A 24322-nucleotide genomic window follows, 5' to 3' on the forward strand; every position below is an offset into this window, starting at 1 on the left:
TTAAGCCTTAACGCTATCTCCTGTAGGAGTGAGCCTGCTCGCGATAGCGGTGGTTCAGCAAAAGTAGTATCAACTGACACACCGCTATCGCGAGCAGGCTCACTCCTACAGGGGATCTGAGCAAGGCTCAGGATTGGGGAAATACCAAAGCCTCAGGCACATCGATATCCCACAGAACGCCTGGATCATCGACGGCAACCTCCACCACCCTGCCCTGCTTGAACAAAGGCCTGGCCCCACGATCGCCGCTCAACCCCTGCAACCCCGCGCCAAACGAACGCCCAAACCCCACAGGATGGCCAAACTCGCCCTCCTGCACCGGCACGCTCACCGCATCATCAGCAATCGCCGCGACCACCCGCTCAATACTCGACGGCAAGATAAACGGCATATCCCCCAGCACAATCAACCAGCCATCGGCATCCGGGCAAGCTGCAACCCCGGCGGCAATGCTGTCACCCATTCCGGTCGACTCGATTGAGACAACGTCACAGCCATAGGCCTGCGCCATGCGCATCGCCTGTGGCCGCGCCTCAGTCGTCACCAACACACGCTTATCAAGATCGGCCGGCAGATTAACCAATACCTGCTCGATCACCGAACGCACCGCACCATCACGACCAGTGCAATCCGCCAGCAACTTGTCCTTATCGGCACCTGCCACCTGGCGAAAGCGGCTGCCCTCGCCTGCAGCCAGCACAATCACTGCAATGGATCGACTCATGCGTCCTCCAAAGTTTTCTTCTGCTTCAATTCGACCCCGTTCTTGATCGCTACAATTTCCGCCAGCAAGGACAAGGCAATTTCTGCCGGCGAATGACTGCCAATGTGCAGACCGATCGGCCCGTGCAATCGATCGATCGCCTGTACCGACAAGCCTAGCTGAGCGAGATTTTCCCGACGCTTCTGGCTGTTGACCCGCGAACCGAGCGCCCCCACATAGAAGGCTGGCGAATCCAGCGCCGTGAGCAACGCCATGTCATCCAGACGCGGGTCGTGAGTCAGCGCGACAATCGCCGTGCGCTCATCGGTCTGGATGCTCAACACCGCGTCATCCGGCATGCCCGGGACGAAACGCCCGTGGTGCTCTTCCCAACCGTAGACAAACTCGGTACGCGGATCGCAGATCAGCACTTCAAAATCCAGCAACCGTGCCATGTCCGCGACGTAGCGCGACAACTGGCCGGCACCGATCAACAGCAGCCGCCAACGCGGACCGTAAATCGCACGCAGGGTTTTACCGTCGAATTCCAGCGCATCGGATTTACTTGCCAGCGACAGAAGCACTTCACCGGTGTCGATGTTCAATTCGCGAGCAACGATCTCGTGAGCCTCACAACGGGCCAGCAATTCAGCGACCCAAGCAGGATCGCCAACGCGCTCTTCGGTCAGGCGCAACGTACCGCCACAAGGCAATCCGAAGCGCGCCGCCTCCTCTCGCGTGATGCCATAAGTGATCAACTGCACCGGCGGCCCATCGCTGGCGATGCGGCCGTCGTGCAGGCGGGCAATCAAGTCATCCTCGACACACCCGCCCGACACCGAACCAATCACCACGCCATCCTCGCGCAACGCCAACATGGCGCCGGGAGCGCGAGGCGCCGTGCCCCAGGTCTGCACCACACTGAACAACACCACCCGCTGTCCGGCGCGGCGCCATTCGAGGACGCTGCGCAGGACATTGAGGTCGACGCTGTCCATCAGGCCTCTGCCTTCTGCCAGCCCTGCAACTGATAGCGCACCGGCAGGTTGCGAATACGCTTGCCGGTGGCGGCGAAAATCGCGTTGCACAGCGCCGGGGCAATCGGCGGTACGCCCGGTTCGCCGACGCCGCCCAACGGCACGTCGCCCGGCGGTGTCACCAGATGCACGGCAACTTCCTTCGGCGCCAGCGACATGCGCGCCACTTCGTACATGTGGAAGTTGTCCTGCTGAACCTTACCGTCCTTGAAGCTGATTTCACCCAGCACAGCATTGCCCAGGCCCATCACACAAGCGCCTTCGAACTGCGAGCGAATGCGCTCGGGGTTGATCTGTGGCCCGCAATCCACGGCAATATCAGCCTTGTGCACGATCAGCGTACCGTCGTCCTTGACCTCGACTTCGATCACCGCCGCCACATAGGTGACGAAGCTGTAATGCACCGCCAGGCCAAGACCACGCCCCTTGGGCAGTTTGCGCCCCCAACCGGCAGCCTTGGCCGCAGTTTCCAGCACGGTGCGCATGCGTCCGGTGTCGATCGGGTAACGCTCGGGAGATTCGCCGTAGTTCCACTCCTCGCTCAAGGTACGCGGATCGATCTGCCGATCCGCGCCGAGCAGTTTGATCTGATATTTGAGCGGATCCTCACCGGCCTTGTGTGCCAGCTCATCGACGAAACTCTGGATCGCGAAGCCGTGCGGAATGTTCGACACCGAGCGATACCAGCCGACCCGCGTGTGCACGGTCGCTTCGGGGTTTTCCAGGCGCACATTGGGAATGGCGTAGGCCATGTTGGTGAAACCCATGCCCAGCTCGAACGCCGCCTCATGATTCATCCCCGGCGCAAACAACGCGGTGATGCTCGGCGCCACGGTGCGATGCAACCAGCCGGACGGCATACCGTCCTTACCCACGCCAGCCTTCAAATACTCGGCGGACACGGTATGAAAATACGAGTTGTGGATGTCATCTTCACGCGTCCACTGCACCCGCACGGCTTTACCCGGAAACTCCTTGGCGAGGATCGCCGCTTCGACGACAAAGTCCGGTTTCGACTTGCGACCGAAACCACCGCCGAGCAGCGTGACATTAAAGGTGACGTTGTCGAACGGCAAACCAAGGCGCTCGCCGATTCGCTCGCGGGTGACTTGTGGCGCCTGACTCGGTGCCCAGGCTTCGCAGACGCCATCCTTGTAACGGGCGATGGCGACCATTGGTTCCATCGGTGCTTGCGCCAGATGCGGCAAATAGTAAGACGCTTCGAGGGTGCTGGCAGCGCCGCTCAAGGCCTTGTCGATATCGCCGGTGTTGCGCACCACTTTGCCGGGTTTCAGCGAGGCGGCTTCCAGCTCCTTGCGATAGGCAATCGAGTCGTAACTGGCGTTCGGGCCGTCGTCCCACTCGATTTTCAGCGCCTCGCGGCCCTTGATTGCAGCCCAGGTATTGGTGGCAACAACCGCCACGCCACCCAATGGCTGGAATTCAGAAGGCAATGGACGGCCTTCAATCTGGAGCACTTTGAGCACGCCGGGGACTTTCAGCGCGGCGCTGTCGTCCAGCGATTTGACCTTGCCGCCGTACACCGCCGGACGGGCAATGGTCGCGTACAGCATGCCGTCGAAATGCACATCAGCACCGTACACCGCGCGACCGTTGACGATGTCGTCACCATCGATGGCTTTCGTACCTTCCTTGCCGATGTAGCGAAACTCCGACGGCTGCTTGAGACGCAAGCTGTCCCGTGTCGGTACTGCCAACGCACTGGCTGCGGCGGCTAGCTCGCCATAACCCAGCTCACGGCCGGACGGCTTGTGAATGACTTTGTGCAACTGCGCGTGGCATTCGCCGACCGGCACTTTCCACTGTGCGGCGGCGGCCTGCTCGAGCATCGTCCGTGCCGCCGCGCCGCAACGCCGCATCGGTTCATACCAATGGCGCATGCTGCGCGAACCGTCAGTGTCCTGGTTGCCGAAACGCACTTCATCACCCGGTGCCTGCTGCACTTTGACGTGCGCCCAATCGGCCTCCAGCTCATCAGCGACAACCATGGTCAGACTGGTGCGCACGCCCTGGCCCATCTCCGAGCGGTTGCACACCACGGTGACCGTGCCGTCGGCGGCGATGCTGACGTAGACCTTCGGATCATCGATCCAGCCGTTGGGCATGCCATCGGCGCCGAACTGTTTCGGTTTGTCTTCGGCCAACGCATCCTGCCAGCCCCAACTCGCCGCCAGCACCAGCGCACCGGTGGCGCCGACGCCTTTGAGAAAACCGCGACGGCTGAGATTGCTCAGGGCGAAATCATTCGGGAGACGACTCATGACTTGGCCTCCTTCAAATGGGTGGAGGCTTGGCGAATCGCAGTCTTGATTCGGTTATACGTGCCGCAACGGCAAATGTTGCCGACCATGGCTTCTTCGATCTGTTCGTCGCTCGGGTTTGGGTTGGTTTTAAGCAACGCGGTGGCCGACATGATTTGCCCGCCCTGACAGAAACCGCATTGGGCGACAGCCGTGTCCAGCCAGGCTTGTTGAACCACCTGGCCGACCGGGTCGGCGTGCAGGTTATCGATGGTGGTGACGTTCTGCCCGACCACCGAGCCAATCGGCGTGATGCAACTGCGCGCCGGCAAGCCATCGATATGAATGGTGCAGGCGCCACACAGGCCCATGCCGCAGCCGAATTTGGTGCCGTTGTAACCAGCAACATCGCGGATAGCCCAGAGCAGCGGCATGTCTTCCGTGACATCAAGTGAATGGTCTTGGCCATTGAGTTTCAGGGTAATCATGGGCACGCCCGCATATTTTTGGTGGTTATCGGGTCGAGCAATCTGCCGCCATTGAATCGGCGGTGGTTCACGCAGATCGACTCAGGCTAATGAGGCTCTCTTGTGCCGACGGGAACGTCTGCACCGGGCCTTTGGTGGAGCAAATGACGGTTATCGTTAGCTCGCTAAGTTAACTCAGCATTAACGAAAAAGCCCTGCACTTTTTAATCAGTGCAGGGCCTTGGTTGGTGCTTTGAAAGCGTAGCCTCAATACCGATTAGGCTCCATTTCCAGCTCGACATTGAAACGTTCGGCAATGTCTTTCTGAATGCGTTGCGCCAGATCGAGCAGTTGCAGCCCGGTTGCCGCGCCGTAGTTGACCAGCACCAGCGCCTGCAATTTATGCACGCCGGCATCGGCCTCACGGAAGCCTTTCCAGCCAGCGCGCTCGATCAACCAGCCCGCGGCCAGTTTCATCTGCCCGTCCGGTTGCGCGTAGGCGACCACATCCGGATGCTGCGCTTTGATCTGCGCGACGATGGCCGCCGACACCAGCGGATTCTTGAAGAAGCTGCCGGCATTGCCGAGCACTGCCGGGTCCGGCAGTTTTTCACTGCGAATGCTGCAGATGGCGCGGCTGACATCGGTCGGCGTCGGCTGCTCGATACCCTGCTCGGTCAGGCGCTGGCGCACCGGACCGTATTCGAGATGCAGATGCGCAACGCGATCCAGTTTGAAGCGCACGCGAAGAATCAACCAACGCCCCGGCTGCTGCTTGAACAGACTGTCGCGGTAGGCAAAGTTGCATTCTTCGAGAGTGAAGTCGCGCAACTCGCCGGTCTGACGATCCAACGCGGTGAGCCCGGCAAACACATCCTTGATCTCGACACCGTAAGCGCCAATATTCTGCATCGGCGCAGCGCCGACAGTGCCGGGAATCAGACTGAGGTTTTCCAGTCCGGAAAAGCCCAGCGCCAGTGTGTGCTGGACAAACGGATGCCACGGCTCGCCGGCTTCAGCCTCGATCACCACCCGGCTGCCGTCATCGCTGATCACACGAATGCCACGGGTGGCCATGCGCAGCACCAGCGCCGCAATGTCGGCGGTGAGCAGCAAGTTGCTGCCGCCGCCGATGACCAGCAATGGCACATCATGAGCCGTGGCATACGCCAGCGCCTCACGGACATCGGCATCGCTGTGAGCTTCGGCGAACAGTTGCGCGCGCACATCGACGCCGAAACTGTTGAACGGTTTCAGGGAAACCTGCGGTTGCACCTGCAAACTCATAACCGGCCCTTCACTTCGATCAACAATTGGTCACAAGCCGCTTCGATCAGATCCAGCACCTGCTCGAACCCTTGATCGCCGTCGTAATACGGATCCGGCACTTCATCGACCACGCCGGCGTAGCGACGCAGAAACAGGTCCAGCTCAGCCTTGCCGGTGGACGGCTGCAACGCCTTGAGGTTGCGCAGGTTGCTGTTGTCCATCGCCAGAATCAGGTCATAACTGGCGAAGTCCGCGCGGCTGACCTGCTGCGCGCGTTGCGCCGACAGGTCATAGCCGCGCACTTTGGCGGCAGCCTGGCTGCGTTTGTCCGGCGGGTTGCCGACGTGCCAGTCACCGGTGCCAGCCGAAGCCACTTCGACCTGATCCGCCAGCCCCGCTTCGCGCAGTTTGTGCCGCAACACGCCTTCGGCCGTGGGCGAACGGCAAATGTTGCCCAGGCACACAAACAGAACGCGCATCAGGCCCCCAGCAGGCGACGAACGCGCTCGAGGTCTTCGGCAGTGTCGACACCGGTGGGCGGCGCGATCAGTGCATCGGCGACATGAATGCGTACGCCGTGCCACAGGGCACGCAGTTGCTCGAGGGATTCAGTGTTTTCCAGCCAGCACGGGCCCCAGCTCACGAAGTCATGAAGGAAACCGGCGCGGTAGGCGTAAATGCCGATGTGGCGACGGTACGGCACGCCTTCGGGCAATTGCTCGCGGCTTTTGGCAAAGGCATCGCGCGCCCACGGCAAAGTGGAGCGGCTGAAGGTCAACGCAAGACCGTTGATGTCACTGACGACCTTGACCACGTTCGGGTTGAACAGGGTTTCAATGTCTTCGATCGGCTCGGCCAACGTAGCCATACGCGCGTCAGTGTGAGCCGCCAGGTTGGCGGCGACCTGATCGATCACGCTTGGCGGAATCAGCGGCTCGTCGCCCTGCACGTTGACCACGATCGCATCGGGTTCCAGGCCAAGTTTCGCTGCGACTTCAGCCAGACGATCGGTGCCGGAATTGTGATCTTCACGGGTCAGCACGACTTCGGCGCCAAACGCCTGGCAGGCCTCGACGATGCGCGCATCGTCAGTCGCAACCACCACGCGGGAGGCGCTGCTTTTGCTCGCCTGTTCCCAGACGTGCTGGATCATTGGCTTGCCGGCGATATCCAGCAGCGGTTTGCCCGGCAAACGGGTCGAGGCGAAACGCGACGGGATGACAACGGTGAAGGCAGTGGTCATTTATCCAGACGCTCGTCGGTGGTCAGGGTGCGGGCTTCGCTTTCGAGCATCACCGGGATGCCGTCGCGGATCGGGTATGCCAGACCGGCGCCCTTGCTGATCAGCTCGGTCTTGTCGGCGCTGAGCTTGAGCGGGCCTTTGCAGATCGGGCACGCGAGGATATCGAGCAATTTGGTGTCCATGAACATTCCCTGGATAAAAAAGTTAAGGCAAAAGCCGATCGGGCAACAGGCGCATCAGCTGAGTGTCGAACCAGGCCACGAAGGCCGGCGACGGCACGGCATCGACCGCCAGATACCACCAGTCGGCAGCAGCGAAGGCACGGCACTTCACCGCGTCCTTTTCGGTCATCACCAACGGCAATGACGGTGTGAAATTCAACGCCTGCACGCTGTATTCGGCGTGGTCGGCAAACGCGTGCGGAACCGCTCGCCAGTCTAGCGCTTCGAGGGTATTGAAGAAACGTTGCGGATTGCCGATCCCGGCGACCGCGTGGACGGCCTGGCCGGAGGGGAAATGATCGAGCGGCTTGCGCTCGCCACTGCGCAGATTGACCAGCGCGGTGGGTTGCAGGCGGAAGGCGAAACCGTCGGCGCGATCTTCGGTGGCACCGTTGAACAGCACGCCGTCGACGCTTTGCAAGCGTTCGATTGGCTCGCGCAAAGGCCCGGCCGGCAGGCAACGCTTGTTGCCGAGGCCGCGAGCGGCATCGATCAGCACCAGTTCCAGATCCCGCGCCAGACGATAATGCTGCATACCGTCGTCGGAGAGGATCAGATCCAGCGGTTCGCTGGCGAGCAAGGCTTTGACGGCGGCGCTGCGATCGGGGTCGATCATCAGCGGCACACCTGTGCGCTGGACGATCAACAACGGTTCATCACCAGCAATGTCAGCGCTTTGCTCGGCCTCAACGCGCCACGGCAACTGCGGTGGTTTGGCACCGTAACCACGGCTGACCACGCCGACGCGCAAACCGCTGCGCCGGCAATGTTCGATCAGCCAGAGGATCATCGGCGTCTTGCCGGTGCCGCCAACGGTGATATTGCCGACCACGATCAACGGCACGGGCGACTGATAGATTTCGCCTTCATTGTCGAGAAAGCGTTGGCGTTTGTTGATCACCACGCGGCGGTACAACAACTCCAGCGGCCGCAGCAGCGTCAGGGCCGGATGCCCCTGATACCAAGCGGCGAGCAAACGATCGGACAGGCTCATCAGGATTTCGGCGCCGCCTCGACCGTGGTCATGCGCAGATGGCTGAAACCGAGCTTGCCGGCCGCGTCCATGGCGGTGATCACGGATTGATGCTGAGTCTTGCCGTCGGCACTGATCGACAACGGCATGTTGGTGTCACCGTTGGATTCTTTCTGCATCGCTTCCATCAATGTCGCCAGATCGTTCTTCGGCAGAATCTTGTTGTTCACCGAGAACACGCCTTCAGCGCTGATCGTCACGTCGATCTGCTTGAGCTGCTGATCTTCGGCCGGTGAACCGCTGACCGCTTCCGGCAGGTCGACGCGCAACTGGGTTTCACGGGTAAACGTGGTGGTCACGACGAAAAACAGCAGCAGAATGAACACCACGTCGATCAGCGACGCGAGGTTGATATCGATGGTTTCCCGAGGCTTGCGACGGAATTTCACACCCGGCCCTCGGCCAGATCGACGTCACGGTCGCCCTGCACCACTTCAACCAGTTTGATCGCTTCCTGTTCCATGCCGACCACCAGCTCATCGATGCGGCGTTGCAGGAACCGGTGGAAGAACACCGCCGGAATACCGACCATCAGGCCCGCAGCGGTGGTGATCAGCGCTTTGGAAATACCACCGGCCAATACCGAGGCGTTGGTGGTCATGCCTGAGCCAGTGAAGGCACTGAAAATGTCGATCATGCCTAACACGGTACCCAGCAGACCGAGCAACGGCGACATGGCGGCAATGGTGCCCAGCGCGTTAACGTAGCGCTCGAGTTCGTGAATGACCCGGGCGGCGGCCTCTTCAATGCACTCTTTCATGATCTCGCGACCATGCTTGGAGTTGGCCAGACCGGCGGCGAGGATTTCTCCCAGCGGCGAATTGGCGCGCAATTCCTTGAGCTTTTCTTTATTGAGCTGCTTGTCCTTGATCCAGACCCAGACCTGGCCCAGCAGATGCTCGGGGGTGACGCGACTGGCGCGCAGGGTCCACAGGCGTTCGGCGACGATCGCCATGGCCGCGATGGAGCTCAGAATGATCGGCAACATCATCCAGCCGCCGGATTTGACCAATTCCCACACAGTGACAGTCCCCTCGAAAAAGTGCGCCACTTTACCATACCGATCCGCGATTAAGACCCGCCGCCCCGACGACCGTGAGGTGGCATCCATGCTGGCACCGATCAACGGGCGAGCGCAGGCGTATCGCGCCAGAAACGCCGCTGTTGACGCATCGTCCACGGCGGCTTGAAGCGGCCCAATTGCAGATGAATGGCGCCGTGTTCGGCGCTGTCGTAAATGTGCAGGCCGAGTTTCCGATAACGCGCCAGCACGGTCGGGTGGGGATGACCAAATGAATTGCCATGACCTCGCGAAATCAGCACGGACTCAGGCTTCAAGACGTTGAGCAGCGCCATCGACGACGAACTGCGACTGCCATGGTGAGGCGCTTGCAGCCATTGCGTCGGCACGGCCAGCGGACTGTCGAGCAGCGAGCGCTCGGCGTGGGTGTCGATGTCGCCAGTCAGCAGCAGGCGCTCGCCATTGGCCTCGATCTGCAATACGCACGAACGCTGATTGCTGTCGTGAGCGTCCGTCCACTGCCAAAGTTGAAAACGCACGCCGTCCCACTGCCATTGCCGGCCGCTTTCGCAGGCTTCGGCGCCCAATTGCGCGGGCAGTGGCGCCGGATCGCCGCTGATCACTTGCGCAATGGTCAAACCGCGCATGATCGCCAGCGCACCACCCGCGTGATCGGCGTCCGCATGGCTGAGCAGCATCAGATCGAGGTCTCCCACGCTGAGTTTGCGCAACGCGGGCAACACCACCCGCTCGCCGAGATCGAAATCGCCAAAGCGTGGCCCCGCGTCATACAACAGCGAGTGATGCCGGGTACGGATCAGGGTGGCCAGGCCTTGGCCAACATCGAGCTGCCAGATATCGGCCAGGCCTTCGGCCAATCGCTCGCGGGGTGGCATGGCCAGCAGCAACAACAGTGGCCAGCCCAGTGCACGCATCGGCACGCCGCGCGGCAACAGCAACAACACGGCGCCGAGGCTGCCAATGGCCCAGACCCAAGCGGGTAGCGAGGGTGCGATCCACGCCGGCCAATGCCCGGCAATCATTGCCAGCGCGCGAAACAGTCCGTCGATCAAACCGCCGGCCAGCCACAGCAGGCCGGCGCCGACATAAGGAACAGGCAATAACACCGTCCCCAGTAGCGCCGGCGGTAACACCACAAGACTGACCCAGGGCACCGCGAACAAATTGGCCAGCGGCCCGCTGAGACTGATCGGCAGGTTCAGTGCCAGCAACACCGGGCACAAGCCGATCGCGATCAACCATTGCGCCCGCGTCCAGGTCTGCCACCAGCGCCACGCGCCCAAACGACCGCCAAAAGTAAAGATCAGCACGGCCACCGCCGCAAACGAGAGCCAAAAACCTGGACGCAAACTGGCAAGCGGATCCAGCAACAGCACACCATTGAACGCCAGCAGCAACGGCCACCATGCCCCCAGATGGCGAAAGCGCAGCCGCCACAACAGCACCAGCCCGACCATCACGCAGGCCCGCTGCACCGGCACATCGAACCCGGCAAGCAGGCCATAACCAAACGCTGCCGCGAACGCCAGCCCACAGGCCCATGGCAGCCACGGCCAACGCAATGGCCACAGACCAAATCGCGCCAACCCTGCGACCAGCCAATACATCACCGCCGCGAGCAAACCGATGTGCTGGCCGGAAATCACCAGCAAGTGCACGGTGCCAGTGTCCTGCAGAATCCGCCAATCCTCACGACTGAGTCCCGAACCGTCGCCCAGCACCAGCGCCGCCAGTGCGCCGCTTCGCCCCTGCGCATCCACGCTCAGCAAACGCTGACGAATACTGTCGCGCCAGGCCCACCTTGCTTCGCTCAGGCGTTGGCCGTCCTTGATCGTGCCGGTCGCACCGATGCGTTGCGCGAGCAGCCATGCTTCGTAATCGAAGGCGTCCGGGTTGAGCAAACCACCGGGACGCTTGAGCTTGACCGCCAAGCGCCAGCGCTCGCCACTGTTGACCGGCGGCCCGGCGTACCAGGCGAGGCGCATCAGCGATGGCAGCTTTTCATGACGCGAGCGCGCATCCGCCAGCTCGAAACGCACCACACCCTCGGCGCTCTGCGGCAAGCCGATAACCCGTCCTTCGAGCCAACGGGTTTCGCCATCCAGTTCAGTTGGCAAACGATCATTCAACGCCCATTGCGCACCGACGCTGGCCCACGAGAAGCCAAACAGCAAAAACGCCAACGGATAGCTGCGAAACGGCAGCAGCATCAAAGCCGCCACCGGCAGCAACAGCAGCAACCAGACCGGCGGTAATGCCGGCATAAAAACCGCGGCGAGCAGACCGACTGCAAGCGCCATCATCCCTGTGCGCATAAGCCCGTCCTTGAGAGTCCCGCACTTAGGCATAGCGGGTGTCGGGCACAGGCGTCGTCAACAATTGTCACAAAGTCTGAATGGGCGCTTCGTAGAATCCAGACATACTTGCCGCCTTAACCGACCGAGAAGCCTTATGCCCCGGCGCTTATTCAAACGTTACATGCCCGATCCGACGAGCATCAGGGAACACAAATCCTTACGCTTTCTCGGCAAGTTGCTGCATGACCCGAACCTCTGGCACCTCAATCGCCACTCGGTCGCCCGGGCGATGGCGGTCGGCCTGTTTGCTGCGTTCCTGCCGATTCCGGCGCAGATGCTGGTGGCCGCCGCACTCGCCGTCATGGTGCGGGGGAACATGCCGATTGCCGTCAGCCTGGTGTGGCTGACCAATCCGATCACCATGCCGGCGGTATTCTTCTGCACGTATCAGGCCGGGGCGTTTTTGATGGACGTGCCTGCCCGGCATCTTCCGGACGAGTTGACCTGGGAGTGGATCAGCGGCGAGTTGTCGACGTTGTGGCAGCCGTTCTTGCTCGGCTCGGTGGTGGTGGGGTTGGTGCTCGGCGCCCTCGCCTATTGCCTGGTGATGATGTACTGGCGCTGGTGGGTCGCGCGGCAATGGGCGCGACGCAAGAAAAGTCGCATGCGCTGAATGCAAAACGGCCTCCGCAGTGGGAGGCCGTTTTGATTTGTGGCGTCTGTATTGCCCTATCGCGAGCAGGCTCACTCCTACATTGGAATGCGTTCCCCTGTAGGAGTGAGCCTGCTCGCGATGGCCACGACTCGGTCTGGAGTCAGGTCCGCATCCCGCGCCCACTCACCAGCAACCGTGCGCAACCGAGATACAGCACCACCGTCGCCACCAGCATAAAGGTGATCGCGATACCGATCTTGATATCCGACACACCGAGAATGCCGTAACGGAAGGCGTTGACCATGTGCAGCACCGGGTTGGCCAGCGACACGGTCTGCCAGAACGGCGGCAGCAAGGTGATCGAGTAAAACACCCCACCCAGGTAAGTCAGCGGCGTCAGCACAAAGGTCGGGATAATCGAAATATCATCGAAGTTGCGCGCAAACACCGCGTTGATGAAGCCCAGCAGCGAGAAGATCGTCGCCGTCAGCACCACCACCAGAATGGTCACACCGAGGTGATGCACCTGCAAATGGGTGAAGAACAGCGACAGAATGGTCACGATCACGCCGACCATCAGGCCACGCAACACGCCGCCAATGGTGAAGCCGATCAGAATCGTGTGCGGCGACACCGGCGACACCATCAGCTCTTCGATGGAGCGCTGGAACTTGCTGCCGAAGAAACTCGAGACCACGTTGCCGTAGGAGTTGGTGATCACCGACATCATGATCAGCCCCGGCACGATGTATTCCATGTAGGTGAAGCCACCCATGTCACCGATCTGCCGACCGATCAGATTGCCGAAGATCACGAAGTACAGAACCATGGTGATCGCCGGCGGCAGCAGCGTTTGCGGCCAGATCCGCGTGAAGCGTTTGACCTCGCGGTAAACGATGGTCTGCAGGGCGACGAGGTTGGGACGGAATTCGGAACTCATACCGCCACCTTCGACAGATTTTTCTCCACCAGGGACACGAACAGCTCCTCGAGGCGATTGGTTTTGTTACGCAGGCTCAGCACTTCGATGTTCTGCTGCGCCAACTGGGTGAACAACGCCGTGATGCCCATGGATTTGTCGACCTGGACTTCCAGGGTGTGAGCGTCGATCAACCGGGCGGGATAGCCGAGCAATTGCGGCGTGGCGTGCAAGTCGCTTTTCAGGTCCAGCAGGAAGGTTTCCACGTGCAACTGGCCCAGCAATTGTTTCATGCTGGTGTTCTCGACGATGGTGCCGTGGTCGATGATGCCGATGTTGCGGCACAACTGCTCAGCCTCCTCCAGATAGTGCGTGGTGAGGATGATGGTGATGCCTTTCTGGTTCAGTTCGGTGAGGAACGTCCACATCGACCGGCGCAGTTCGATATCCACACCTGCGGTCGGTTCATCGAGGATCAGCAGACGTGGTTCGTGTACCAGCGCACGAGCGATCATCAAGCGCCGCTTCATGCCGCCGGACAACGAACGTGACGGCACGTCGCGCTTGTCCCACAGGCCCAGTTGAGTGAGGTACTGCTCGGCGCGTTCCTTGGCGATCTTCGCCGGAATGCCGTAGTAACCAGCCTGGGTCACGACGATGTCGAAAGTCTTTTCGAACTGGTTGAAGTTGAATTCCTGGGGCACCACGCCGATCGAGCGCTTGAGCTGCGCAGGATTCTTGTCCAGGTCATGACCGAAGATATTCACCGTGCCGCTGGTCTTGTTGACCAGGGTCGAAAGAATGCCGATGGTCGTGGATTTGCCGGCACCGTTGGGGCCGAGCAAGGCGAAAAAGTCACCTTCGGCGACGTCCAGATCGATACCACTCAAGGCCTGGAACCCGTTGCCGTAGGTTTTGGTTAGCTGCCGGATGGACAGAGCGGAACTCATATCTGATTTACGCACCATTGAAGGGAAAAAGGAGACGGCGGCGAAGGATCGAACCGCAGCGCAAGTGCGCAATGGTGCTTGCCGCCGCCGTACAAGTACAGTCAAGTGTGTCGATAGTAGGTATTAAGTCAACGCGGTCATGACGGCTTTCTGGTAGGCCGGACGCTGCTTCAGGCGCTCGTACCAGGCTTGCAGATGCGCTTGCGGCGCGCGTTCGATGGGCATCTCGAACCAGGCATAAATGAAACTGCCGAGCGGGATATCACCCATGCCGATGTCTTTTCCGGAAAGGTAAGGCTGACTGGCCAAGGCACTGTCGGCCATGCTCAGCAACTCATTGCATTCCTTGATCGCTGCATTGATTGCCGTCCAGTCCTGCTTGTCCGCTGGCGTGCGCAACACGCCCCAGAACACCGTGCGGAAGGGACCGGCAAAACTCGAGGTGGTCCAGTCCATCCACTTGTCAGCGACGGCGCGGGTTTGCGGATTCGCCGAATACCAGTGGCTGTCGGGCGCATGTCTGGCCAGCAGATAGCGGACGATGGCGTTGGATTCCCACAACACGAAACCGTCGTCTTCGATCACCGGCACCCGGCCGTTCGGGTTCATCGCCCGGTACTCGGGCGTGTCGACCACGCCGAATGCGCCACCGGCATCAATCGCCTCGTAAGCCAGACCGAGTTCCTCGGCAGCCCACAACGGCTTCCTGACATTCGATGAGTTTTTCCGTCCCCAGATCTTCAGCATGACCGCCTCTTTTCAAATGAGTGGGCAGGCAGCATACGCCGGATCAGGGACGGCTCAAATCACTCTGCATATCGCCCAGCAGTTGCGGCTGCAGATCAGTGAACAGATGCGGATAGCACTTTTGCAGATGTTCGAAAAAGAATGTTTCCGGGACATCGGCGAATTGACCGTGATCGACCAGATACTCCATCAACTGCGCCCCGTCACGGTTGAACGGATGAAAAACGCTGTCGTTGATGCCGTCGAATTCCAGCGGCGCGACGTTGAACAACTCGCAGAGCTTCTGGTTGAACGCCGGCGTGGCTTTGACCCAGCGTCCATTGAGGAACAGCTCGGTGTAACCGTGCATGGCGAACATGTCGCTCTTCAGCAGTTCAAGCAGGCGCGGGGTCGACAGGTGATTGCGCACATCGGCCAGACCAATGCGCGCCGGGATCGCGCAATGCCGTGCACAACCGGCTAGCAGTGTGGCTTTGGGCACGCAATAACTCTCCCCCGTCGCCAGCGCATAACTGCCGCACAGGGTCTGCGGATCACGACTGAAGGTGTACGGGTTGTAGCGCACCGCCTCACGCACGGCGTAATAAAGACTGATCGCCTGCTCGAGCGGATCGCGGCTGGCACCCCGGTGTTGTTCGGCGAACTCCACCACTGCCGGGTGGTCACTATCGATGAAGCGGCCGGGGCTCAGATATTCGTGCATGACGACAATCTCCTGGGTGAGCCCCGAGTCTAGCGACAGCTTCAGCACAGAGATAACGACGTTTCGGCCAAACTTGCACGCAAAGACGCGGAATCAGCGAACGATTTCCCACGCGCGTTGCCCACCGAACCTACGAAAACCATCCGGGGTTTCCCACGATTTCAATCACCTTGGTCTGACCACCCGGTTTTACAGATGCCGTCTAAGCTCTGGAGGGTCGATTTGCCTTGGTTCACGGAGGACTGAATATGCTGTTGTTGTGGATACTGGTTTTGATCGTTGGTGTGGCGTATCTCGCCCACCGACGTATTTCCCCTCTGCCGGCCTTGGGCATTGTTGCCGTCTACCTGCTGGCGATGGGTATTTTCAGTCATGCACCGGGCTGGCTGCTGCTGGTGTTCTGGGTCGTGCTGGCGGTGGTCGCCGCACCGTTGCTGCTGCCTGACCTGCGCCGCAAGCATTTCACGGCGCCGCTGTTCAACTGGTTCCAGAAAACCCTGCCGCCGATGTCGCAGACCGAACGCGACGCGATCGACGCCGGTACCGTCTGGTGGGATGGCGAGCTGTTCAGCGGCCGTCCGGACTGGGACAAACTGCTGGCCTATCCCAAGGCGCAATTGAGCGAAGAAGAACAGGCGTTCATCGACGGCCCGACCGAAGAACTTTGCGCGATGGTCACTGACTGGCAGATCGGCCAGTCGATGGACCTGCCGGCCGAAGCCTGGGCACATATCAAGGAACACGGTTTCTTCGCCCTGATCATCCCGAAAGAGTTCGGCGGCAAAGGCTTCTCGGCTTACGCCCACTCGCAGGTGGCGATGAAACTCGCTACCCGTAGCGGTGACCTCGCCTCCACCGTGATGGTGCCGAACTCCCTCGGCCCGGCCGAACTGCTGCTGCACTACGGCACCGACGAACAACGCAATCACTACCTGCCACGTCTGGCCCGTGGCGATGATATCCCGTGCTTCGCCCTCACCGGACCGCTTGCGGGTTCCGATGCCGGTGCGATGCCCGACACCGGGATCATCTGCAAAGGTCAGTGGGAAGGTCAGGAAGTCGTCGGCCTGCGCCTGAACTGGGAAAAACGCTACATCACCCTCGGCCCGGTCGCTACCCTGCTCGGTCTGGCTTTCAAGGCTTACGACCCGGAACATCTGCTGGGCGACAAGGAAGACCTGGGTATCAGTCTCGCGCTGATCCCGACCGATACCGCCGGTGTGGAAATCGGTCGTCGTCACCTGCCACTGGGCGCGGCATTCATGAACGGTCCGAACTCCGGCAAGGATGTGTTCATTCCGCTGGACTTCCTTATCGGCGGTCAGGAAATGCTCGGCAAGGGCTGGATGATGCTGATGAACTGCCTGTCGGTCGGCCGTTCGATTTCGTTGCCAGCCGTCGGTACCGGCGCGGCGAAATTCACCAGTCTGGTCACTGGCCAGTACGCGCAGATTCGTGAGCAATTCAACGTGCCGCTGTCAGCGTTCGAGGGTATTCAGGAGGCCATGGCGCGCATCGGCGGCAACGCATGGATGATGGATGCCGCGCGGATGCTCACTGCCAACGCGGTGGACCTGGGCGAAAAACCTTCGGTGCTGTCGGCGATCCTCAAGTACCACCTCACCGAACGCGGCCGCGAGTGCATCAGCCATGCGATGGATGTGCACGGCGGCAAGGCGATCATCATGGGGCCGAACAATTACCTGGGGCGCAGCTGGAACGGTGCGCCGATCTTCATCACCGTGGAAGGCGCGAACATCCTCTCGCGCAACTTGATGATCTTCGGTCAGGGCGCGATTCGCTGCCATCCGTTTGTACTGAAGGAAATGGCGCTGGCGGGTCGTGAGGACAAGGATCAGGCGCTGAAAGAGTTCGATGGCCTGCTGCTCAAACACATTGGTTTCGCCGTGAGCAACGCTGCGAGCACGCTGGTGCTGAACCTGGGTTTTGGCCACTTCGAACATGCGCCGGGCGACAAGATCAGTCAGGGTTACTTCCGCGCACTCAACCGTCAGGCGGCAGCGTTCGCCATGCTCGCCGACTTCAGCATGATGTTGCTGGGTGGCGAGCTGAAGCGTCGCGAACGTCTGTCGGCACGTTTGGGTGACGTGTTGAGCAACCTGTATCTGGCCTCGGCCGCACTCAAGCGTTATCACGATCTGGATTCGCCGGCGTACATGGAACCGCTGTTCCGTTGGGCGATGGAAGAAAGCCTCGGCCAATCGGAACGGGCGCTGGATGAATTGCTGCGCAACTTCCCGAACAAAGTGTTTGGCTGTCTGTTGCGCGCCATCGTCTTCCCGTTTGGTCGTCGTCACAAAGGCCCGTCGGACAAACTCGGTGCCGAAGTGGCTGGCGTCATTGGTCGCGCCAAGGGCGATCCGGCGCTGGAAGAGCTGCTTGCCGGTTGCTATCGCCCGCAGTCTGCAGACGATGCGGTCGGGGCATTGCAACATGCCAGCGATTTGCTGAACGCCGCGCAGCCGTTGCACAAAAAACTGCACACTTCGCTGAAAAGCGGTCAGGTGAAACCGGTCGCGGGTGAACATGCCATCGATGCAGCACTGGAGGCCGGGGTGTTGCAACCGGTGGAAGCGCAGAGCCTGCGCGATGCCGAAGCGGCGCGACGCAAGGTGATCGACGTCGATGATTTCGACAAAGAGGAGTTGAAACTGGCAGAGGGCAAAGTCCGCTGATCCTGACAACCATGTCCAAGAGGGCGCGGGAGCTTTATACTCCCGCGCCCGTTTTGCTCTTGAGGACTTATCTCGTGTCCAACGTCGTTGCCGATCATCTTGTTTTGCTCGACCACCTGCGCAGCATCCTGGTCGCCGTAGGTGAGGCCGAACAGGTTCCCGAAGAAAGCCATGCCCTGTTCCTGGAGCGCTTCGACGAACTGCTCGCATCGCTGCCGATCGACCCGATCGAAAGCCAGTACCTGGGCCAGGACATCCTGACTCAAGTGATTAGCCGTTACCCGCAAATCGCCCACCTGATCCCGCGCGATCTGCTGTGGTTCTTCGCCGGTGACTGCCTGCACTACCTGTCCGATGAAGAGATCGACCTGTATCAGGCGCTGGAAGAACGCCGTTACGAAGCTGAACAGAACGACGAACCGTTCGACTGGAATCAGGAAAAACAGCTGCTCGCGATGTCCGCTCAGGACAGCAAGCACTGATTTTCGCGCCGTTATGAAAACGCCCGCATGGTTGTCCATGCGGGCATTTTTTTGCATTGGCGTTAGAGCAGCCCTTCGCTTTCCGGTAATTCATACGCCATGGCTGCGTTACTCGCACCACCTGACTTGCCTGGCTTGCTCAAGGTCGGCTCTTTCTGCAGACACTCCACCAGATAGTCGATAAACACCCGCAACTTGGGAGGCAGATAGCGCGTCGGCGAATGCAGCAACCACAGTCCGCCATGGTAGGACGCGAGGAAGGTCCAGTCCGGCAGCACCTGCACAATCAACTTCTGCTCAAGTGCGTAACGGGCAGTGAAGTACGGCAGGCTGCCAATGCCGATGTGCTGCAACACCGCGCCCAAGCGCACGCCCGTGTGATTGGCGGCATAGCGACCACGCACACCCACCGTCACTGCCTTGCTGCCTTTCTTGAATTTCCAGCGTGCATCACTGGGGGTTTCACCCAGATAGATACAACTGTGATTGAGCAAATCATGGGGGTGGGTCGGTGTGCCGTGCTCAGCCAGGTATTGCGGCGTGGCACAGAGCAAATGATCGATGGTCAACAATTGCCGACCGACCAGTCCGGCCGGTGGTCGATCGGTGATTCGAATCGCCAGATCGACATGGTCGTCGATCAAATCGACCTGGCGATCTTCCAGCAGCAACTCGACATCGACCTTGGGATAGCGTCGCAGAAACTCGGGCATGTGCGGATGAATCACGAAGCGACCTACCGCTTTCGGTACGCTGACCCGCACCAGTCCTTCCGCTTCATGGGTGAACTGGCCGCTGATTTCCATCACCGATTTGGCCGCGCTGACCATTTCCTGACAACGCTTGAACACCTCCTCGCCGCCGTCACTCAAACGCAGCTTGCGCGTGGTGCGCTGCAGAAGCCGCGTGGCCAAGGCTTTTTCCAGCCGCGAAATACTACGGCTCACCGCTGACGGCGATGAGCCCAGTTGCCGAGCGGCTTCAGAGAAGCTGCCGGTCTCCACAACCTTGACGAAAATCGCCATTTCACCGAGCAGCGGTAGCGGCAGATTGATGCTCACAGCGCACAAGTCCTTTGATGTTTGAACGGATTATCACGTTATTGCACGATTCATATAATAAAAACAGAAACTTTAATAAGGGCATGGAATATGACGCTTCGCCTCTTTTTCCATAGTGATGACCTCAAGGCCAATGTGGAAGTCCTCGACTGCACGCCCCAAGAGCACGAATTCGCCGTGGTATTGCGCGCCACGCTGTTTCATCCGCAAGGCGGCGGTCAGCCATGTGATACCGGCTGGATCGGCGAAAGCCAGGTACTGCGTGTAGTGCAGGAGCCGGAGCGGATCATTCATTTTGTAGACCGACCGGTAAAGCTCGGCATGACCTGTATTCGCGTTGACGAAGAGCGTCGCCGGTTCAATACGCGCATGCATTCAGCCGGCCACTTGATCGGGCATTTCGTTCAGGCCATGGGCTGGATGCCGATCAAGGCCCACCACTGGCCGGATGAAGGTCGCGTGCAATTCAAACCCGGTGATGCCGCGCAGGAAGTCGACGCCGAGACCGTTCAGTGCGGCATCGGCCAGTGGATCGAGCACGATCTGCCCCGCCTGACCTCGCTGCGCGAAGGTGCGCGGGAGATCGGTTTCGGTGAACTCCCGGCTTATGGCTGCGGCGGCACCCATGTACGTAGCCTGAAGGATCTGGGCACAGTCACGATCGCGTCCCTTTCGCAGAAGAAAGGCACGCTGTCCGTCCACTACAGCGTGGATTGAGCATTCCGGACGTTGCCTCACGCAGCGTCCGACGCCGGGGAACTGCACTCGCAGCTTCCGTAGACTATCGATAGATGGACCTAAAAAAAATGATGCTAGACGTCGAGCGTCTCGATGAGACGTGCATAAAAAAACTGGCCAACGAAGAAGTCCTCGCCATTCGCGTCAAAGGCTTTTTGCCGGAGCCGCTGGCCATTCAGATTGGCGACAAGATTCTCGCTCCAGGCTTTGAGGGTTACATCAACGCACCGAGTATCGGCCGCATCGGCATGGCCTTTTACGAGGCGGAAAACCAGCCGCTGCTGATCGAGGATTACTTCGAACGCGCCACCAGCAACATCGCCGAATTGCGCAATCGCTGCGCGCCCTACTCTTCACCGATCGACACCTTGCGCTGCATGCTCGACGAGTCCTGGCCGGCCGGTGCGCACCTGGAAAACCTCTATGGACGGAAAATGTATGTCGGCCTTTCGCGAGTGGTGAAACCCGGCGTGTGCTTCCTCGCCCACCACGACATCTTCGCCAAAGACGCCCCGGACAGCTTCCAGGCCCGCAGCCTGGAGGCGCAGTTCGCTTGCAACGTCTATCTGAACATGCCGACCGAGGGCGGCGCGCTGCAGATGTGGGACGACGACATCAGCCCGGATCAATTCGACGAGATGCGTGGCGACAGCTACGGCATTGAACCGGCGCTGCTCGGCCCGCCCGCCCTCGAAGTCCGACCGCAACCCGGCGATTTCATCATGTTCAATTCGCGGCGCATGCACTCGGTGACCCCGGGCGTGGCCGATCCGCGTTTGAGTCTTTCGTTTTTTGTCGGCTATCGCGGCAATGCTTCACCCCTGACCTACTGGAGCTGAGATGTATTCGAATTATCTGGGCGAGTTTCTGGCGCTGGCTACTATTCACTTTCTGGCCGTGGTTGCTCCCGGCCCCGACTTCGCGGTCACCATTCGCCAAAGCGTACGATTCGGCCGACTGGTGGGGATTTGCACGGCGCTGGGTATTGGCGCGGGGATTTCCGTACACGTGCTGTACACGCTGCTCGGTGTGGGCGCATTGATGCACACCACCCCGTGGTTGCTGACCGTGGCCAAAGTGATTGGCGGTGCCTACATCCTGTACCTGGGTGTCAGCCTGCTGCGCAGCAAACCCAAATCGGCCATTGAAGGTGAGAAAACCAGCGAGGAGCCGGTGGTTGAACAAACCCTGTTCAAAGCCTTCAGCACCGGGTTTCTGACCAACGCGACCAATCCCAAGGCCACACTGTTTTTCCTGGCTATTTTCACCACGATCATCAGCGCCAGCACGCCACTGCAAATCCAGGCCTTTTACGGACTGTGGATGTGTTTTGTGAATGCGCTGTGGTTTGTCGTGGTCGCGCTGTTTTTCTCGAGCAGTCGGGTTCGAGTGCTGTTCATGCGCATGGGACATTGGTTCGAACGCACCATGGGCGTGGTGCTGATCCTGTTTGCCGGGCGCTTGATGCTGTCCTGGTAAACAGACGGAAAATGCAAAAAGGCCCATCGAATCGCTTCGACGGGCCTTTTTCTTCATGACCTGATGGCACAAACACAAATCACGCGCATACAAAAACGCCGCTCTGTTGAGCGGCGTTTTTGTGAATATGGAGCGGGAAACGAGACTCGAACTCGCGACCCCGACCTTGGCAAGGTCGTGCTCTACCAACTGAGCTATTCCCGCAATGGCGTCCCCTAGGGGACTCGAACCCCTGTTACCGCCGTGAAAGGGCGGTGTCCTAGGCCACTAGACGAAGGGGACACAGGCTACAACTTTCACTAATAAAAACGCCGCTCACTGAGCGGCGTCTTTAGAATTTGGAGCGGGAAACGAGACTCGAACTCGCGACCCCGACCTTGGCAAGGTCGTGCTCTACCAACTGAGCTATTCCCGCAAATGGCGTCCCCTAGGGGACTCGAACCCCTGTTACCGCCGTGAAAGGGCGGTGTCCTAGGCCACTAGACGAAGGGGACACGCTACCCGGAACACATGGTGTGTGTTTCGGTGTCCAGATCCTTGTCCGAAGACTTGGTTCTGGTTTCACTCAGCACCGCCCGAAAGCGCTACTGTTTAAAATTGGAGCGGGAAACGAGACTCGAACTCGCGACCCCGACCTTGGCAAGGTCGTGCTCTACCAACTGAGCTATTCCCGCATTGGCGTCCCCTAGGGGACTCGAACCCCTGTTACCGCCGTGAAAGGGCGGTGTCCTAGGCCACTAGACGAAGGGGACACACTACAACATTCACTCCCTGCCGCGCTTCGCTGTGTGCTTTACGCTGCAAGTGGCGCGCATTCTATGGATGGATTGAGAGGTCGTCAACCCCTTGATATAAATTTATTTAAATCAATGACTTCGACCTGCTTTACGGCGACAACCGGGCTTTTCCGTCGCCCGACGATTGACGCCTATATTCTGCCACTCGCCAAGACGTTATAGTCCACCGCACAGTGATGGCAATCTGCACCCGCAGCGCCAGCATTCATATAAGCAGCGTGCGGCCGATACAGATTGAACCTGCCGATCCAACTCGTCGAGCGGCGCTAGGCGGTTAAATGCCCAGCCACTACACTCGCATGCGAACCCTATAAAGAGGTCTTACCGGTGACACCACTCATGATCACCCTGCTTGTCATAGCCGGGATCGCAATTCTGATCGCCATTGGCTACATGAACCATGTGGTGGAAAACAACAAACTGGAGAAGGCCCGCACCAAGGTCGAACTCAACGACCGCCTGCGCCGCTGCGGCGAACTGACCGAAACCTTCCCGGGCCAGTTCATGACCCCGGCCCTCAAGCTGCTGCTGACCCGTCTGGAACTGAACGTCTGCCAGCGCCTGCTGAACCTGGAAAAAACCAGCGCCACCACCAAAGCGCGCATCACCGAACTGAGCGCCCTGGTCGCCCAAGGTGAATCGATCCCGGTCAACAACCCACCGGCACCGATCCTGACCGAAGCCAAAGCCAAAGACGTGCGCTTCCTGCTCGAAGCCCTCCACGGCCAGATCACCCGCGCCGCCCACGACGGATTCCTGCCGCCGAACGAAGCCAAACACTGGATCCGCGAAGTCCGCCACATTCTGGTGCTGCTGCACATCGAATTCTTCAACAACCTCGGCCAACAGTCCCTGCAACAAAACCAGCCAGGCCAGGCCCGCCTCGCCTTCGAACGCGGCGTGCAATACCTGCGCAAACAGCAGGATCCGCAGATGTACGCAGAACAACTGCAATACCTGGAAAAACTACTGGCCCGCGCCAACGCCCAGGTCATGGACAAAATTGCACCGGTTGAAGGTGAAGAGAACCAACTGACTGCCGGCCTCAAAGATGTAGAGGCCGATGCCGACTGGAAAAAGAAAGTGATTTACGACTGAGTGCAGAGGTTGAAAGAGAAGCCATCGAGAGGTGGCTTTTTTGTGGGCTCGCGGGAGTGAATCTGATAGAAAACCGGTGAATGTGAGGCCGCTTTCGCGAGCAGGCTCGCTCCCACAAAGGGGATTGAGCACATCTGACAGAGATGGGTTGGCTGTCAGACCGCGATCGCGAGCAGGCTCACTCCTGCATTGGGACTGAGTACATCCGATAGAGGATTGGTCGGCTGTCAGGCCGCTTTCGCGAGCAGGCTCGCTCCCACAAAGGGGATTGAGCACATCTGACAGAGATGGGTTGGCTGTCAGACCGCGATCGCGAGCAGGCTCACTCCTACATTGGGACTGAGTACATCCGATAGAGGATTGGTCGGCTGTCAGGCCGCCTTCGCGAGCAGGCTCACTCCTACATTGGGACTGAGTACATCCG

General features: G+C 59.9%; 24 protein-coding genes and 6 tRNA genes. 7 read left to right on the forward strand and 23 right to left on the reverse strand.

The genetic code is table 11. The annotated features are described in order from the left end of the window. Positions 1-127: 127 nt before the first annotated feature. The 12 genes from AC5SEM_RS17840 to AC5SEM_RS17895 form a co-directional block, all read right to left on the reverse strand. Positions 128-724 carry a nucleotidyltransferase family protein gene (locus AC5SEM_RS17840; protein WP_495470943.1) on the reverse strand — a complete coding sequence of 199 codons (597 nt, stop codon included), beginning with the start codon at positions 722-724 and terminating at the stop codon, positions 128-130. Beyond that, positions 721-1701 (reverse strand): XdhC family protein, encoded by a 981-nt coding sequence (locus AC5SEM_RS17845; RefSeq protein WP_495470944.1) that lies wholly within the window; start codon positions 1699-1701, stop codon positions 721-723. Before AC5SEM_RS17845 ends, AC5SEM_RS17840 begins: the two co-directional genes overlap by 4 nt. Beyond that, entirely contained in the window at positions 1701-4022 is a 2322-nt protein-coding gene (locus AC5SEM_RS17850; RefSeq protein ID WP_123594419.1) for a xanthine dehydrogenase family protein molybdopterin-binding subunit, read from the reverse strand. Before AC5SEM_RS17850 ends, AC5SEM_RS17845 begins: the two co-directional genes overlap by 1 nt. Next, entirely contained in the window at positions 4019-4489 is a 471-nt protein-coding gene (locus AC5SEM_RS17855) for a (2Fe-2S)-binding protein (protein WP_495470945.1), read from the reverse strand. The genes AC5SEM_RS17850 and AC5SEM_RS17855 overlap by 4 nt, the downstream gene beginning before the upstream one ends. 246 nt (positions 4490-4735) lie before the next feature. Continuing rightward, positions 4736-5755: a UDP-N-acetylmuramate dehydrogenase gene (gene murB, locus AC5SEM_RS17860; protein WP_495470946.1), complete on the reverse strand. Its 1020-nt coding sequence runs from the start codon at positions 5753-5755 to the stop codon at positions 4736-4738. Next, positions 5752-6216, reverse strand: coding sequence for a low molecular weight protein-tyrosine-phosphatase (locus tag AC5SEM_RS17865; RefSeq protein WP_016986041.1), 465 nt, complete (start codon positions 6214-6216; stop codon positions 5752-5754). The genes murB and AC5SEM_RS17865 overlap by 4 nt, the downstream gene beginning before the upstream one ends. Continuing rightward, entirely contained in the window at positions 6216-6980 is a 765-nt protein-coding gene (kdsB, locus tag AC5SEM_RS17870; RefSeq protein ID WP_495470947.1) for a 3-deoxy-manno-octulosonate cytidylyltransferase, read from the reverse strand. The genes AC5SEM_RS17865 and kdsB overlap by 1 nt, the downstream gene beginning before the upstream one ends. After that, positions 6977-7162: a Trm112 family protein gene (locus tag AC5SEM_RS17875; RefSeq protein WP_003174668.1), complete on the reverse strand. Its 186-nt coding sequence runs from the start codon at positions 7160-7162 to the stop codon at positions 6977-6979. The genes kdsB and AC5SEM_RS17875 overlap by 4 nt, the downstream gene beginning before the upstream one ends. A 22-nt stretch (positions 7163-7184) precedes the next feature. Continuing rightward, the gene (gene lpxK, locus AC5SEM_RS17880; protein WP_495470948.1) at positions 7185-8195 is read right to left on the reverse strand and encodes a tetraacyldisaccharide 4'-kinase; all 1011 of its coding nucleotides are present in this window, start codon (positions 8193-8195) and stop codon (positions 7185-7187) included. Further along, the gene (locus AC5SEM_RS17885; protein WP_495470949.1) at positions 8195-8623 is read right to left on the reverse strand and encodes an ExbD/TolR family protein; all 429 of its coding nucleotides are present in this window, start codon (positions 8621-8623) and stop codon (positions 8195-8197) included. The genes lpxK and AC5SEM_RS17885 overlap by 1 nt, the downstream gene beginning before the upstream one ends. Then, positions 8620-9255 (reverse strand): MotA/TolQ/ExbB proton channel family protein, encoded by a 636-nt coding sequence (locus AC5SEM_RS17890; protein WP_038364506.1) that lies wholly within the window; start codon positions 9253-9255, stop codon positions 8620-8622. The genes AC5SEM_RS17885 and AC5SEM_RS17890 overlap by 4 nt, the downstream gene beginning before the upstream one ends. A gap of 101 nt (positions 9256-9356) precedes the next feature. Further along, positions 9357-11591 (reverse strand): DNA internalization-related competence protein ComEC/Rec2, encoded by a 2235-nt coding sequence (locus tag AC5SEM_RS17895; protein ID WP_495470950.1) that lies wholly within the window; start codon positions 11589-11591, stop codon positions 9357-9359. A gap of 136 nt (positions 11592-11727) precedes the next feature. Here AC5SEM_RS17895 and AC5SEM_RS17900 point away from each other — a divergent pair, with 136 nt between their 5' ends. Then, positions 11728-12246 carry a DUF2062 domain-containing protein gene (locus AC5SEM_RS17900; RefSeq protein ID WP_007908202.1) on the forward strand — a complete coding sequence of 173 codons (519 nt, stop codon included), beginning with the start codon at positions 11728-11730 and terminating at the stop codon, positions 12244-12246. A gap of 142 nt (positions 12247-12388) precedes the next feature. Here the strand turns inward: AC5SEM_RS17900 and AC5SEM_RS17905 are convergent, their stop codons facing one another. From AC5SEM_RS17905 to AC5SEM_RS17920, 4 genes are all read right to left on the reverse strand, one after another. Next, complete coding sequence (locus tag AC5SEM_RS17905; protein ID WP_008087860.1) at positions 12389-13168, reverse strand: ABC transporter permease; 780 nt, start codon at positions 13166-13168, stop codon at positions 12389-12391. Next, positions 13165-14097 carry an ABC transporter ATP-binding protein gene (locus tag AC5SEM_RS17910; protein ID WP_495470951.1) on the reverse strand — a complete coding sequence of 311 codons (933 nt, stop codon included), beginning with the start codon at positions 14095-14097 and terminating at the stop codon, positions 13165-13167. The genes AC5SEM_RS17905 and AC5SEM_RS17910 overlap by 4 nt, the downstream gene beginning before the upstream one ends. Positions 14098-14220: 123 nt before the next feature. Continuing rightward, positions 14221-14844 carry a glutathione S-transferase family protein gene (locus tag AC5SEM_RS17915; protein ID WP_077574090.1) on the reverse strand — a complete coding sequence of 208 codons (624 nt, stop codon included), beginning with the start codon at positions 14842-14844 and terminating at the stop codon, positions 14221-14223. A 43-nt stretch (positions 14845-14887) separates the two neighbouring features. Further along, a complete protein-coding gene (locus tag AC5SEM_RS17920; RefSeq protein WP_077574091.1) occupies positions 14888-15547 on the reverse strand; it encodes a transglutaminase-like domain-containing protein in 660 nt (219 codons plus the stop codon). Between the two features lie 248 nt (positions 15548-15795). Between AC5SEM_RS17920 and AC5SEM_RS17925 the strand changes: the two genes are divergently transcribed. Then, positions 15796-18243 carry an acyl-CoA dehydrogenase gene (locus tag AC5SEM_RS17925; RefSeq protein WP_495470952.1) on the forward strand — a complete coding sequence of 816 codons (2448 nt, stop codon included), beginning with the start codon at positions 15796-15798 and terminating at the stop codon, positions 18241-18243. 74 nt (positions 18244-18317) lie between these two features. Further along, positions 18318-18725, forward strand: coding sequence for a PA2817 family protein (locus tag AC5SEM_RS17930; protein WP_039760212.1), 408 nt, complete (start codon positions 18318-18320; stop codon positions 18723-18725). 62 nt (positions 18726-18787) lie between these two features. Here AC5SEM_RS17930 and AC5SEM_RS17935 read toward each other — a convergent pair whose 3' ends face one another. Then, positions 18788-19786, reverse strand: coding sequence for a LysR family transcriptional regulator (locus AC5SEM_RS17935; protein WP_077574093.1), 999 nt, complete (start codon positions 19784-19786; stop codon positions 18788-18790). A gap of 90 nt (positions 19787-19876) precedes the next feature. Here AC5SEM_RS17935 and AC5SEM_RS17940 point away from each other — a divergent pair, with 90 nt between their 5' ends. From AC5SEM_RS17940 to AC5SEM_RS17950, 3 genes are all read left to right on the forward strand, one after another. Further along, on the forward strand, positions 19877-20503 hold the full coding sequence (locus tag AC5SEM_RS17940) for an alanyl-tRNA editing protein (RefSeq protein ID WP_123594410.1): 627 nt from the start codon (positions 19877-19879) through the stop codon (positions 20501-20503). 89 nt (positions 20504-20592) lie between these two features. Then, a complete protein-coding gene (locus AC5SEM_RS17945; RefSeq protein ID WP_007908184.1) occupies positions 20593-21363 on the forward strand; it encodes a 2OG-Fe(II) oxygenase in 771 nt (256 codons plus the stop codon). Position 21364: 1 nt separating this feature from the next. Then, entirely contained in the window at positions 21365-22003 is a 639-nt protein-coding gene (locus tag AC5SEM_RS17950) for a LysE family translocator (RefSeq protein WP_137218860.1), read from the forward strand. Between the two features lie 128 nt (positions 22004-22131). Here AC5SEM_RS17950 and AC5SEM_RS17955 read toward each other — a convergent pair. From AC5SEM_RS17955 to AC5SEM_RS17980, 6 genes are all read right to left on the reverse strand, one after another. Then, positions 22132-22207 (reverse strand) — tRNA-Gly (locus AC5SEM_RS17955). A 2-nt stretch (positions 22208-22209) separates the two neighbouring features. After that, positions 22210-22285 (reverse strand) — tRNA-Glu (locus tag AC5SEM_RS17960). 57 nt (positions 22286-22342) lie between these two features. Then, positions 22343-22418, reverse strand: a tRNA-Gly gene (locus tag AC5SEM_RS17965). A gap of 3 nt (positions 22419-22421) precedes the next feature. Next, a tRNA-Glu gene (locus AC5SEM_RS17970) sits at positions 22422-22497 on the reverse strand. A gap of 104 nt (positions 22498-22601) precedes the next feature. Next, positions 22602-22677, reverse strand: a tRNA-Gly gene (locus AC5SEM_RS17975). 2 nt (positions 22678-22679) lie between these two features. Continuing rightward, positions 22680-22755 (reverse strand) — tRNA-Glu (locus tag AC5SEM_RS17980). 384 nt (positions 22756-23139) lie between these two features. Here AC5SEM_RS17980 and AC5SEM_RS17985 point away from each other — a divergent pair. After that, positions 23140-23898 carry a hypothetical protein gene (locus AC5SEM_RS17985; RefSeq protein ID WP_016986536.1) on the forward strand — a complete coding sequence of 253 codons (759 nt, stop codon included), beginning with the start codon at positions 23140-23142 and terminating at the stop codon, positions 23896-23898. Positions 23899-24322 lie beyond the last annotated feature (424 nt).

This window comes from Pseudomonas sp. CH61, assembly GCF_059429415.1.

Excerpts from the sequence above, each read along its gene's own strand:
- AC5SEM_RS17865 (WP_016986041.1), bottom strand. The coding sequence starts at position 6,216 with ATGCGCGTTCTGTTTGTGTGCCTGGGCAACATTTGCCGTTCGCCCACG.
- kdsB (WP_495470947.1), bottom strand. The coding sequence starts at position 6,980 with ATGACCACTGCCTTCACCGTTGTCATCCCGTCGCGTTTCGCCTCGACC.
- AC5SEM_RS17845 (WP_495470944.1), bottom strand. The coding sequence starts at position 1,701 with ATGGACAGCGTCGACCTCAATGTCCTGCGCAGCGTCCTCGAATGGCGC.
- lpxK (WP_495470948.1), bottom strand. The coding sequence starts at position 8,195 with ATGAGCCTGTCCGATCGTTTGCTCGCCGCTTGGTATCAGGGGCATCCG.
- AC5SEM_RS17895 (WP_495470950.1), bottom strand. The coding sequence starts at position 11,591 with ATGCGCACAGGGATGATGGCGCTTGCAGTCGGTCTGCTCGCCGCGGTT.
- AC5SEM_RS17900 (WP_007908202.1), top strand. The coding sequence starts at position 11,728 with ATGCCCCGGCGCTTATTCAAACGTTACATGCCCGATCCGACGAGCATC.
- AC5SEM_RS17925 (WP_495470952.1), top strand. The coding sequence starts at position 15,796 with ATGCTGTTGTTGTGGATACTGGTTTTGATCGTTGGTGTGGCGTATCTC.
- AC5SEM_RS17850 (WP_123594419.1), bottom strand. The coding sequence starts at position 4,022 with ATGAGTCGTCTCCCGAATGATTTCGCCCTGAGCAATCTCAGCCGTCGC.
- AC5SEM_RS17950 (WP_137218860.1), top strand. The coding sequence starts at position 21,365 with ATGTATTCGAATTATCTGGGCGAGTTTCTGGCGCTGGCTACTATTCAC.
- AC5SEM_RS17920 (WP_077574091.1), bottom strand. The coding sequence starts at position 15,547 with ATGCACGAATATCTGAGCCCCGGCCGCTTCATCGATAGTGACCACCCG.
- AC5SEM_RS17840 (WP_495470943.1), bottom strand. The coding sequence starts at position 724 with ATGAGTCGATCCATTGCAGTGATTGTGCTGGCTGCAGGCGAGGGCAGC.
- AC5SEM_RS17915 (WP_077574090.1), bottom strand. The coding sequence starts at position 14,844 with ATGCTGAAGATCTGGGGACGGAAAAACTCATCGAATGTCAGGAAGCCG.
- AC5SEM_RS17910 (WP_495470951.1), bottom strand. The coding sequence starts at position 14,097 with ATGAGTTCCGCTCTGTCCATCCGGCAGCTAACCAAAACCTACGGCAAC.
- AC5SEM_RS17855 (WP_495470945.1), bottom strand. The coding sequence starts at position 4,489 with ATGATTACCCTGAAACTCAATGGCCAAGACCATTCACTTGATGTCACG.
- AC5SEM_RS17940 (WP_123594410.1), top strand. The coding sequence starts at position 19,877 with ATGACGCTTCGCCTCTTTTTCCATAGTGATGACCTCAAGGCCAATGTG.
- AC5SEM_RS17985 (WP_016986536.1), top strand. The coding sequence starts at position 23,140 with ATGATCACCCTGCTTGTCATAGCCGGGATCGCAATTCTGATCGCCATT.
- murB (WP_495470946.1), bottom strand. The coding sequence starts at position 5,755 with ATGAGTTTGCAGGTGCAACCGCAGGTTTCCCTGAAACCGTTCAACAGT.
- AC5SEM_RS17945 (WP_007908184.1), top strand. The coding sequence starts at position 20,593 with ATGATGCTAGACGTCGAGCGTCTCGATGAGACGTGCATAAAAAAACTG.
- AC5SEM_RS17905 (WP_008087860.1), bottom strand. The coding sequence starts at position 13,168 with ATGAGTTCCGAATTCCGTCCCAACCTCGTCGCCCTGCAGACCATCGTT.
- AC5SEM_RS17875 (WP_003174668.1), bottom strand. The coding sequence starts at position 7,162 with ATGGACACCAAATTGCTCGATATCCTCGCGTGCCCGATCTGCAAAGGC.